The following is a 9,954-nucleotide window of genomic DNA, read 5'->3' on the forward strand; positions in this document are numbered from 1 at the left end:
ATCTATATGGATGAAAGTTGTATTCATGATTTAAGACAAATTCCGGTCATAATAGGTACGCTTTATGGTGGATTCCCTGTCGGTATCATATTGTTTACAATTTTATTAATTACGAGATTTTTATTTTATGGCTTTAACATGCTGACAGTTGTTGTTTACGGAATAATGTTCATCGTTACAGCACTCGCATCTTCAAAATTTAATACATATAATAGAAAACTTAAAGTAGCTTTTTCCATGTTTTTAACCTTTTTCCTAGCAATATTTACAACTTTAATTGTATTAACCTTATCAGATTTTGAAGTGAATAATTTGTATATTATTTATTTCATGGTATTACCGACTACTTTAATGTTATTTATTGTTTATATAAATGAAGTTATTAAAGATGCTGTATTAATGCGCTCAAAATTAATTAAAATGGAAAAAATGGAGATTGTTAGCCAACTCGCTGCAAGTATATCGCACGAAGTAAGGAATCCCTTAACGGTTGTAAAAGGATTTACACAGCTTTTAAAAACACCGAATTTAACTCCTGAGTCAAGAGACGAATATATTAAACATATACTTGAAGAGTTAAATCGTGCCCAAGAAATTATCGATGATTATTTAACGTTTGCCAAACCTGCTCCAGAAAAATTAGATCAAATTTCAATAAAACAAGAGTTAAATCGGGTTATTAATATGATATTGCCATTGTGTAATATGAATACGATACATATTACACAGGATTTTTCTGAGGCAACCATTGTTGGTAATAAACAGCACTTTCAACAATGTTTTTTAAACTTAATAAAGAACAGTATTGAAGCGATGCCTAATGGTGGTACCTTAAATATTTCCTCATCTATCAATAATAGTAAAGTTGAAATACGAATTGAAGATAGCGGAGTTGGAATGTCACAGGAGCAAATACATCGATTCGGTGAACCGTATTTTAGTACAAAAACAAAAGGAACCGGTTTAGGTACAATGGTTGCTGTTAAGATTATTGAGACGATGCATGGAAGTTTAAAAATCCGAAGTATCGTTAGTAAAGGAACGACTTTAACGATTACGTTCCCGAAATATAGTAAGAATACGCATTAAAACAAATAAAAAAGGAGCATAGTCGCTCCTTTTTTATTTGTTTCGATACATAAGTATCTTCAATGTTTTTTTAGTTTACATTTGTGAAGACTAATTAAAAATTAGTATCCTCCGCCCCAGCAGCTGCATCCTACAATTATTAATAGAATGAATAACACAACTAATAAAGCGAAACCTCCACCAAAACCACAAGAACCACCGTAACTCATATTTTCTCCTCCTTTTGGTTTGAAAACTAATAGGTAGTTGATCATTTTAACTGGTTCGTATTATACATTATGTATATATCCCTTTTTTGAGCATGTCTACATAAAAATAAGTAAAAGCACTCGTTTAAAGAGTGCTTTAAAATGGATACCAAAAGTTTTGAAATACGTTTAATTTTAAATATACCGCAACAATAAATATGAAAATACCGGCAAATAAAGCGATGAAATCTTCACGTTTCGCCTTACTTGTATAAAACCATGTACGTTTATCCTTCTTTCCAAATCCTCTTAAATCCATTGCATTTGAAACCGTATCTATTCTTTCTAGAGAATGAATGATCAGTGGCCAGAAAATTAAAACACGGTTCTTCATACGAACCCATAAACTTGCTTCTCCTTTTTCAAAAGCCACCCCTCTCGCTTCTTGCGCGTGTTTAATAATTTTATACTCAGACTGGATGTCAGGAATATAACGTAGTGCAATATTTATTGCATAAGTAATCTTATAATGAATACCAAGTTTACTTAAGTTACTTACAAATTCGCTTGGATCTGTCGTGTAAATAAAAAGAAGTGTAAATGGTAATAACGTAAAATACTTTAATGAAAGTGTAGCTGCATAAAATAATGTTTCATATGTAATCGTTGCATATCCAACATGTAAAAACGCGGTATATGATTCAGTTAATTCAGATCCATGAGTTGGTGTAATCAATAAAATCATGACAGAGTTTAATAAACTAAATGTAAATATGACACTAAAAACAATTAAAATTTTACGAAATGGAATTTTAGCAATGCTGAGCCCGATACACCCAATAATAAATAATATTAGCAACACCCGAAAATCAAAAAACAAAAAAGTAAGCGTCATACAAAAAATAAATAAAAACAATTTCACTATCCCATCCATACGATGAAAATATGTACTATGCACCTTCCTCCCTCCTATTACTGTCTAAATAAAGCTCCATAAATTTTTCTGGACATGCAATCCCACTAAATTTAACAAGCTTGGTTAAAGAACTCTCTCTTAAGTTGGCTCTTTGTAACGTTTCTTGATCGCCTAATACATCAAACACTGTATTATCCGCAATAATTTTCCCTTCATGTAGAACTACTGCACGGTCTGTATATTCTAGCGCAAGATTCATATCGTGAGTGATAAAAACAAATGAAATTCCCTTTTTAGCTAGGTTTTTAATAAAAGACATAAATTGTTTATAGTGATAATAATCTTGTCCCGCTGTCGGTTCATCTAATATGATAAGTTTAGGATTTGTTGTTAATACAGATGCGATTGTTAATCTCTTCTTTTGCCCATAGCTTAGTGCTTGAATTGGCCAATTACGAAATGGATATAAACCACAAATTTTTAAAGTTCCTTCTACTCTATTCTTAATTTCTTCCTTAGAAAAATTATGTAATGTTAATGTAAATGAAACTTCTTCAAAAACAGTAGGCTGTGTAATCATATGATTTGGATTTTGCATCACGTAAGATATGATTTCCCCACGTTTACGAATAGACCAAGAACTAATATCTTCACCTTTTAACAAGATTTTCCCATTTTTCATTTTGTTTATGCCTATAAGACTATGAGCTAATGTTGATTTCCCTGCTCCATTATGTCCTAACAGTGCCACAATTTCTCCTTCATATATTGAAAGGTTTACATTTTCTAATACTTTTTGTTTATTAGAGTATGAAAATGATAAATTCTCCACTTTAAGTAATTCCTTGTTTTTAGTATTCCCTTTTAATATGACTTGTTTCTCCATCCACTCTTTTATAACGTTGCTTACCTTTTCTTTTTGAAGGTTTTCCATTGGATATATTACGTCATTATTACTATCAAAATGTAATCTCTTTAATGCTTCGATGTAAATAGGCTCTCTTAAGCCGATACGTGGTAATATATTTGACGCTAAGATTTCTTTTGGTGTTCCTATCGCAATGACTTTACCTTCATCAATTAATATAATTTTGTCTAAATCCAGTTTTAAAATTTCTTCTATTCTATGTTCGATAATAACAATCGTTTTATTATATTGTTCATGTATATCTTTCATAAGTTCTATCGTATGTAAGGCGCTTAGTGGATCTAAATTAGCTAACGGTTCATCGAACAATAATATATCCGCATTTGTTGTTAATAAACCAGCAAGAGAAACTGTTTGCTTTTGACCTCCTGATAATTCATGTGGACTTTGTTTATGAAACGTATGCATCTTCACCTTTCTTAATGAGTCCGAAACAATCTTTTTCATATCATCTTGCTTTACACATTCATTTTCTAAATAAAAAGCTACATCTTCTTCTACTGTCAGACCAATAAATTGAGCATCTTGATCTTGCAAAATTGTTCCTACCTGTTTACTTTGTTCAAAAATACTTCCTTCCCTCGGGTCTTTACCGGCAATTAAAACGTTACCTGTGCTATTCCCTTCGTAAGAAAATGGGATTAGCCCATTTATACAATGAGCTAATGTCGACTTTCCTGAACCACTTCGTCCAGCAATTAGCACTTTTTCCCCAGGGTATATATGAAAGGTAATATCACTTAAAGTAGGCTGCGCAGCATGCCCATATTGAAAGGTGAATTGTTCAAACGAAATAATTGGTTGCATGTTGACATCCCTACTTTTCAATTTTTAAATGTGTATGTTTCTTATTGGATTTCGCCAGACCAATTGTAAGTGGCAATCCAAGTACTAAGAAAACGATGACATCGGAAATTGTTGCTCCTAATACTTGTATAACAATTTTGTCAAATGGTTCCCCCATCACAATAATATCGAATGCCCCAGCAAATATAATAGCAATGACAATACCAACTAGCCCAGTAATTGCTAAATAAGAAATATCCCCCTTCTTAAATGACCCGTTTTTCACACTAAAACCAACTCTTTTTTGAATAAGCCCCATTGAAAAACCAATAATACCTGAACTAATAACCCATCCCCACCAAATCCCCCACCCAGCAATCGTATCTGTTACGGTATGACCGATAAGTCCGATTAACAGTCCTGCCACTGGACCAAATAATGCTCCAAAAACAGTTAATATAGCTAATGCTGGTTTAATAAATGTATTCGGTGCAATAGAAAATCCCCAAAGTCCTAATATCCCGTATAATGCTGCTCCAATACCGATTGCTACTACTAACTTTGTTGATAATTTGTTCATGACAATTCCCCTCTCATATTAGTCAACTTTTATTACTCTATATTTAATTTAAAAATGAATTATGCATCGACACTCCCTTTCTATACAACAAAAAAATGACCTCTTACATAAGAGGTCATTTTCTTTCACGTTCAAGAATCCTCTTATCTTTCAAAAAACACATCGTGTCCTCTGCGGAATTAGCACCTTCCTATAAAATTGCATAGGGGTTGCTGAGGTTTCTTAGGGCCGTTCCCTCCACCTCTCTGGATAAGTATTAATTTGTAATTCGTATTATGGCACTAAAGAATGTTAATTTCAACACTTTTCTTACTATTTTTATTTTTTGTTAAATAGATCATTTAAATCATTGTATTCTTATCGGAATTATGAAATAATAAATTCAAAATCGTTTCGGGAGGAATGCATTATGAAAGTTATTGGTTTGATTGGAGGATTAAGTTGGGAATCTACATCATTATACTATAAACATATTAATACACTTACACTCTCTCAATACGATCAAAATGCAAAGTTAGTTTTATATAGTATGGACTTTGGTGAAGTAACTACTTTATTACAAAACCATCAATATGAAGAAGTGAAAAATGAACTAGTTACAGTTGCAAAGAAAGTTGAAAAATCTGGGGCTGAATGTTTACTAATTTGTTCAAATACCGTACATCTATTTGCCGAGGAAGTAGAACAAGCAATATCTATCCCGCTTCTTCACATTGGTGATGTAAGTGCTAAAGAAATGGTAGAACAGAATATAAAACGTATCGGACTATTAGGAACAAAACAAACGATGGAGCAAGATTTCTATAAATCACGATTAGCGAAATATAACATTGAGACAATTATCCCAAATGACGAGGAAAGAACTTTTATCCACCATGTCATATTAGATGAATTAAGTAGAGGGATCATTTCAGAAACATCTAAAGAAAAGTTATTACAAATTACAAAATCATTAATTCAAAACGGCGCTGAAGGTATATTATTAGGCTGCACTGAAATACCTTTACTCATCTCCCAAAATGATCTTACTGTTCCCGTTTTTGATACTGCTTTTTTACATGCAAATACTGCTGTGCAATTTGCTGGATAAGAATATACAAGCATAAAGGTGAGAACCTCTATGCTTGTATACAGTTACGACTATTTATCCCGCTATTTATGGGTAGTAAAAAAATCCCTACCGATTAAAGTTTTACTTTATTTAAAAGAGATTCAATAACTGCAATTGCTTCTTTTGAACCACCACATTCTAAAAAGCTATCATTAAGTTTTCTTATACCATGTTTATACTTTTCATTTGAAAGAACATCTGTTACGGCCTCTTTTAAAGTGTGCACATTAACATGTTCTTTCAATAGTCTATGTGCCGCTTCAAGCTCAGTTAATCTTTGCGCTATCATTGGCTGGTCTTTATCATGCGGTATTATTACAAATGGGACATTATAATGAATGGCATCGTGTACGCTATTCATACCGCCATGTGTAATAAAAACATCTGCTTCATTTAATATTTCTGATTGAGGTACGTATGGAGCAATTATAAAATTATCTGGTGCTTTCTTAATTTTAGAGATATCATTTCTATCACCAATTGCCATTACAACTATCCCATCAAAATCTGAAAAAGTATCAATACAAGTATTAAAGAATGGTTCGAGTCCTTCAAGCAGTGTTCCCATTGAAATATAAATAACTTTCTTTTCTTTAAGTGATTCCAGTGGAAACTTTATATTTGTTTTACGCTTTGAAATACTCGGTCCAATAAAAATGTTATTTTCTCCGAACGATTCGTTATTAGGTTGGAAATAGCGACTTGTGTATACGAGACAAACATCACCCTTATTATTCATAAATTGAAGATTATTCTTTGGTTTTACTCCAAATTTATGTTCCATCTGATTTAGTAATTTTTCAGAGATTTCCTCTGGTTGGAATGGCATATCTGCATTTGGATGAAAAGGTAATGTCTTCAAAAATTCTGGCGGAATTAAAAATATAGGTGAGGACACTACACCTGGAACTTGTAAATACTCCTTTACTAACTCTCCTGCGCCAAATATATCATAAATTACGAAATCAAAATTTATACTTTCACATAATTGTTTCGTAATTTCTAATATATATAAAGAAGTTTGAACATGCACATGAAAGAAAGCATTTAACCCAGATGAGGTTTCAGCATCAATAGAAATCTCTTTTAATAAATCCGGATGAATATGTACAGTAGCTCCTAAATCTTCAATTCTATCCTTAAAGTTTGCCGTTGTAATATAATGTACGTTATCCCCTCGTTCAGTAAAAGCTTTTACTAAATTTAATGTAGGGTTTACATGTCCCTCTGCTGGAAAATTAACCACTAAAATATTTAGCACTTATTCCTCACTCCTTACATTTCATTGTTTTAATTAAGCATACTGTTATTTGTACAAGTAATCTTCCCCTAATAGTCCTAATATGCTTGCTACATTATATTGATAAATAATTTTCAGTCATCAACATAAAAAAAAGCATCTACCTATGTAGATGCCTAACCGTGATAAGGAGTGTTCTGTGAGGTTAAAACAAGCGTTTCTGCTTGTCCTATGCTATCAATATATGATTTATTTTATAAAATGTGAATCGTTAATAGAATTATTTTATCCATTTTATATGGTCAAATGGATAAAATACCATTTCTACTTTACCTATTATATTTGATTCATCAATAAGTCCAAGTGTATTCCTACTATCTTTACTATGATTACGATTATCACCTAACACAAATAATTTATGCATAGGAACTTTTATTTCTCTAAAATTGGAAAAACGATTGGATACTTGTGACATATCTAAATGTATATACGACTCATCACGCTTTTTACCGTTAATAAATACCTCATCCTTTTTTAGTTGTATGTTATCCCCCGATAATCCAATAATTCGTTTCACATAGTAAGTAGGCTCGTCTTCTTTTTTTATAATGATAACATCTCCATGATGAAAAGACGATAAACAGACGTTTACCTTATTAACGAGTATATAATCTTTTTCATTCAAAGTAGGTTGCATCGAAATTCCTTCTACCATACAAAATAAAAAGGACTTATTAATAAAAATAACCCCTATTATAATTAATATGTAGCTACATATGTTCCTCCAATATTTTAGAATAAACAGCTTCATATATACCTCATTTCTAATCTATCCCCAGATAAAAACGCCTCTAGTTTACAGGAATGCTAGAGACGTTTCGTACATTTTAATTCTCTTTAGAGGCATCCGTTTTTGGCGCTTCACCAGTTAACCGCTTATTTTTCAAATCAAAATAAGCATCTAAAACTTCTTTTCCAATATCGGAGTTAATGCCCGATTTATCATTTTCAACCCACGGTACTACAACAGAAAATGCTACTTCTGGATCATCATATGGCGCATATCCAGCTAATGTTAAGTTATAACATTCTCTACGATCGCCTTTCGCATTTCGCCCAATTGCATTTTCTCCACCATATACAGTTTGTGCGGTCCCTGTTTTACCAGCTGGTTTATATGGTGCTTTTTGGAACGCTCTTACTCCTGTTCCATCTCCTTCTTGAAATACTTTTCTAAATCCTTCTTTTACTTGATTAATATATTCTTGTTTCATATCGATTCTATTTAAAACAACGGGTTCTATTGATTGTACTACTTTACCAACCTCATTTTTTTGAACGGTTTGTTCTCTAATCTCTTGAACAATTTGTGGTTTCATTCGATATCCTCCATTTGCGATAGTCGAAATATATTGTGCAAGCTGAAGTGGTGTATACGTATCATATTGCCCAATAGAATAATCTAATAAGAAACCAGGCTGATTATCTTTTTTTCCAATTTGCCCTGCAGTTTCATTTGGTAAATCAATACCAGTTTGTACACCTAGTCCAAATTGCCTGAAATAATATCTCATTTTATCAAAATATTCTTGTTTAATATCTAGTGAACTATTTTTCACATAATCCACACCAGCAATTTTTAATGCTATATTAAACATATAAACGTTTGAAGAAACTTGTAACGCTCTTAGATCGTCTATATCACCAAAATTTTTCCAAGACTTCTTTTCCTTAGTTCCTTTAAACTTCATAGGTGCATCATAAAAATGTGTTCCAGGAGTTATTGCATTTGTTTCAAACCCTGTTAACACTGTCGCACCTTTAACCGTTGATCCAAGCTCATATGAACTTGTCAGCGTGCCTAAAGCATAATCTTCTACTTCCATTTTCCCGTCTTTTTCTACAAGCCTTTTCCCAGCCATTGATAATACTTGGCCATTTTTAGGATTCATCATCACTACGAAAGCACGGTCTAACATTGATTCTGATCCTTTATATTGTTTTAATATTTTTTCTATGCTCTCCTCTACTTTTTTTTGCAATTCCATATCTATTGTTAAAGTTAAATTTTTACCGCTTTTTCCTTCCGAAACCGTTTCCGTTCTAATAGTATTTCCTTGTTTATCAGCAATGCTTCTTACTTCTTTTTTTGTACCATGCAGTACATCTTCGTATTGCTGTTCGATATAACTTTTACCGACCCTATCATTTCGGCTATAATCACGCACTAAATAATAATCTAATCGTTCACGTGGCAATCCTTCATCAGCGTTTGAAACGTTACCAAGAACAGAACGGAATAGACCATCATTTACATAGATTCTCTCCCAATCAACTGATGCGTCTACTCCTGGAAGGTTCGCTAAATTTTCACTAATCACCGCATATTCCTGTTCACTAACGTCCTTTTTAATAATTTGAGGTGCCATTTGAAAACCTGAGGTCATTTTACTTTTAATAGCTAACACTTCTATATCTTTAGCCGTTAGTTCTTGAAGATTTTTATCTGTAACGCGTTTCCTTTTTAAATCTTCTATTTTTTTGTCTAGCTCTTTTCCGGTAATATCCTTATCTCGGAACTTATCTATTTCTTTTTTTGATACTAAGTCTTGAGCAAGTTCTGGATTTAATTGCATCCAAAAGTCTTTCTTATCAGTCTCAGTTAACTTATCTATATCTTCTTGTGGCATTTCAATAATATCTGCAAGTTGTCTTGCTGATTTTAATATTTCTTCTTGTTTTACACCTTTCACCTTTGTATATGTAATCGTACGTAAAGACTTATTATCAACTACTGGATTTCCTTCACGATCAAATATTTTCCCACGTGGTACAGAAAGGCCCACGGTTGCATTTTCTCTCTTCTCTAATTCATTTTTATATGTTTCTCCATCAAAAATTTGCACTTTCCCTAATTGAATAATAATGCCAGAAAATAATAAAAATACACAAAGGAATAAAATATTTAACCGGAGAGGTACTACTCTACCACTTTTCTTCTCTTGCTTTTTCACTTTGTCATAATCTCCTCCTTACAATATTTCAAATAATAATCACATTTCTATATTAAAAGTAATGTACAATTTCTATACATTGCTTTGTACAAATATTAATAT

The 9,954-nt window shown here is 32.2% G+C and carries 9 protein-coding genes and 1 riboswitch; of the genes, 2 read left to right on the forward strand and 7 right to left on the reverse strand.

All coding sequences use genetic code 11. The features are described from left to right. Positions 1-1,089: sensor histidine kinase (locus GBN78_RS26430; protein ID WP_152127878.1), on the forward strand; the 1,089-nt coding region annotated here is incomplete at its 5' end. A gap of 101 nt (positions 1,090-1,190) precedes the next feature. Here the strand turns inward: GBN78_RS26430 and GBN78_RS26435 are convergent. The 4 genes from GBN78_RS26435 to GBN78_RS26450 form a co-directional block, all read right to left on the reverse strand. Beyond that, on the reverse strand, positions 1,191-1,298 hold the full coding sequence (locus GBN78_RS26435) for a YjcZ family sporulation protein (protein ID WP_000120182.1): 108 nt from the start codon (positions 1,296-1,298) through the stop codon (positions 1,191-1,193). 136 nt (positions 1,299-1,434) lie between these two features. After that, positions 1,435-2,235: an energy-coupling factor transporter transmembrane component T family protein gene (locus tag GBN78_RS26440; protein ID WP_000556362.1), complete on the reverse strand. Its 801-nt coding sequence runs from the start codon at positions 2,233-2,235 to the stop codon at positions 1,435-1,437. Beyond that, positions 2,228-3,928, reverse strand: a complete 1,701-nt coding sequence (locus GBN78_RS26445) for an ABC transporter ATP-binding protein (RefSeq protein ID WP_001182506.1) — start codon at positions 3,926-3,928, stop codon at positions 2,228-2,230. The genes GBN78_RS26440 and GBN78_RS26445 overlap by 8 nt, the downstream gene beginning before the upstream one ends. Positions 3,929-3,938: 10 nt before the next feature. After that, the gene (locus GBN78_RS26450; protein WP_001038208.1) at positions 3,939-4,487 is read right to left on the reverse strand and encodes an ECF-type riboflavin transporter substrate-binding protein; all 549 of its coding nucleotides are present in this window, start codon (positions 4,485-4,487) and stop codon (positions 3,939-3,941) included. Positions 4,488-4,627: 140 nt separating this feature from the next. Beyond that, positions 4,628-4,743, reverse strand: a riboswitch (SAM riboswitch). A 153-nt stretch (positions 4,744-4,896) separates the two neighbouring features. Between GBN78_RS26450 and GBN78_RS26455 the strand changes: the two genes are divergently transcribed. Next, positions 4,897-5,577, forward strand: coding sequence for an aspartate/glutamate racemase family protein (locus tag GBN78_RS26455; RefSeq protein ID WP_152127879.1), 681 nt, complete (start codon positions 4,897-4,899; stop codon positions 5,575-5,577). A 94-nt stretch (positions 5,578-5,671) separates the two neighbouring features. Here the strand turns inward: GBN78_RS26455 and GBN78_RS26460 are convergent, their stop codons facing one another. From GBN78_RS26460 to GBN78_RS26470, 3 genes are all read right to left on the reverse strand, one after another. Next, complete coding sequence (locus GBN78_RS26460) at positions 5,672-6,859, reverse strand: macrolide family glycosyltransferase (protein ID WP_000932142.1); 1,188 nt, start codon at positions 6,857-6,859, stop codon at positions 5,672-5,674. A 259-nt stretch (positions 6,860-7,118) separates the two neighbouring features. Then, on the reverse strand, positions 7,119-7,649 hold the full coding sequence (lepB, locus tag GBN78_RS26465) for a signal peptidase I (RefSeq protein ID WP_001987730.1): 531 nt from the start codon (positions 7,647-7,649) through the stop codon (positions 7,119-7,121). A gap of 76 nt (positions 7,650-7,725) precedes the next feature. After that, entirely contained in the window at positions 7,726-9,852 is a 2,127-nt protein-coding gene (locus tag GBN78_RS26470) for a peptidoglycan D,D-transpeptidase FtsI family protein (protein ID WP_000743768.1), read from the reverse strand. Between the last annotated feature and the right edge of the window lie 102 nt (positions 9,853-9,954).

It is taken from the genome of Bacillus sp. B2-WWTP-C-10-Post-4 (assembly GCF_009183805.1).
Classification (GTDB): Bacteria; Bacillota; Bacilli; order Bacillales; family Bacillaceae_G; genus Bacillus_A; species Bacillus_A cereus.

What these genes read in the sequence shown, in the direction of transcription:
- GBN78_RS26445 (WP_001182506.1), bottom strand. Translation starts at nt 3,928, where the DNA reads ATGCAACCAATTATTTCGTTTGAACAATTCACCTTTCAATATGGGCAT.
- GBN78_RS26435 (WP_000120182.1), bottom strand. Translation starts at nt 1,298, where the DNA reads ATGAGTTACGGTGGTTCTTGTGGTTTTGGTGGAGGTTTCGCTTTATTA.
- GBN78_RS26450 (WP_001038208.1), bottom strand. Translation starts at nt 4,487, where the DNA reads ATGAACAAATTATCAACAAAGTTAGTAGTAGCAATCGGTATTGGAGCA.
- lepB (WP_001987730.1), bottom strand. Translation starts at nt 7,649, where the DNA reads ATGAAGCTGTTTATTCTAAAATATTGGAGGAACATATGTAGCTACATA.
- GBN78_RS26455 (WP_152127879.1), top strand. Translation starts at nt 4,897, where the DNA reads ATGAAAGTTATTGGTTTGATTGGAGGATTAAGTTGGGAATCTACATCA.